The following is a 1,417-nucleotide window of genomic DNA, read 5'->3' as shown; positions in this document are numbered from 1 at the left end:
CGGAAGCTAAGCCTCACAGCGCCGATGGTACTGCAGGGGGGACCCTGTGGGAGAGTAGGACGCCGCCGAACAAATATTGGGAAAGCCCCCGCACCATTGGTGCGGGGGCTTTCTGCATTTCCGGAGAGTTTATTCGCTGTCGAGCTGCGAAACCGGTGCCTAGGGTCGTCGCATGGACGACACACGACGACCCGCTGTACGGGTCATCCGCGCCGGCGAGTGGCGTGAGCACAAGGCGCTGCGGCTGGCTGCCCTGCAGGACCCAGTGGCGCACCTGGCGTACGCGGAGACCTACGAGGCGGCCGCTGCCCAGCCCGACGCGTTCTATCAGGCGCGGACAGCCGGCGCGGGCGAAGGAGGCACCGCGGTACGGCAGTTCGTCGCCGAGGTGCCGGGACAGCACGAGGTCTGGGCGGGATCGGCCACGGTGCTGATGGAGGAGGCGGGGGAGAAGGACTTCCTGGGCCGTCCGATCGAGTGCCGGCAGGGCCAGGTCGTCGGCGTGTTCGTCCGGCCGGAGTACCGCGGTTCGGGCCTCGTGGAGGAGCTGTTCGAGGCGGCCGTGGCCTGGGCGTACGAGCGCGGGGCCGAGCGGGTGCGGCTCTACGTGCACGAGCGCAACGAGCGGGCGATCCGTGCGTACCGGCGGCTGGGGTTCGAGCCCAGCGGGGTGCGGATGCCGAAGGGCGCCGACGACGTGGAGCTGGAGTTCGTCCTGGCGAAGGTGTGAGGGCGACCCCTCGTTGTGCCGACGGGGGGAAGGCGGAAGGGCCCTGGCCCGTCCCATGGAATGGACACCATGGGGCGGGCCAGGGCCCTTTGTCGTATCCGTGCGACGGTTACTCGCTGATCGGGACGCTCCGCTTGGTGGGGGCGGCGGCGGTGTGGTCGTCGCCGCCGTTCCGCTGGGTGAGGTTCTTCAGGAGGGACGGGAGGTCCACGCCGGTGGTGGAGCTCAGGAGCTCCAGGCCCTGGGCGACGTTGTCGGTGACCGTGCGGGAGAGCTGGGAGGCGCCGTCGGTGGAGATGACGGTCATCTTGTCGATGGCGCTCAGCGGCTCGGCGGCCTTCTCGACGACCTGGGGGAGGATCTCCACCAGCATCTGCAGGATGGCCGCGTCACCGTACTGGCGGTAGGCGTCGGCCTTCCTCTCCATGGCGTCGGCCTCCGCGGCGCCCTTGACGCCGATCGCGGCGGCCTCGGCCTCGCCCTCGAGACGGATGGCCTCGGCGAGCGCGCTACGGCGCTGCTTCTCGCCCTCACCGGTGAGCCGGGCCCGCTCGGCCTCGGCCTGGGCGGCGGCGATGCCGGCCAGGCGCTCGGCCTCGGCCTGCTTCACGCGGGCGACGCGCTTGGCCTCGGCCTCCTGCTCGGCGGCGTACCGCTTGGCGTCGGCGGGCTTGCGGACCTCGGTGT

General features: G+C 71.1%; 2 protein-coding genes and 1 rRNA gene. 2 read left to right on the top strand and 1 reads right to left on the bottom strand.

Going from position 1 to position 1,417, the window contains the following annotated elements; genetic code table 11:
- Both rrf and ACOV8S_RS01950 read left to right on the top strand, forming a co-directional pair.
- A 5S ribosomal RNA gene (gene rrf, locus ACOV8S_RS01955) occupies window positions 1-71 on the top strand; the annotation flags it as partial.
- A 101-nt stretch (window positions 72-172) separates the two neighbouring features.
- Complete coding sequence (locus ACOV8S_RS01950) at window positions 173-730, top strand: GNAT family N-acetyltransferase (RefSeq protein ID WP_448315635.1); 558 nt, start codon at window positions 173-175, stop codon at window positions 728-730.
- Window positions 731-839: 109 nt separating this feature from the next.
- On the opposite strand, the gene ACOV8S_RS01945 is transcribed toward ACOV8S_RS01950, so the two are convergent.
- Window positions 840-1,417: flotillin domain-containing protein (locus ACOV8S_RS01945; protein ID WP_448315633.1), on the bottom strand; the 578-nt coding region annotated here is incomplete at its 5' end.

Source organism: Streptomyces sp. CO7, from assembly GCF_053474865.1.
The sequence above is the reverse complement of the archived record's forward strand: the minus strand, read 5'-3'. Positions and strand labels throughout refer to the sequence as shown.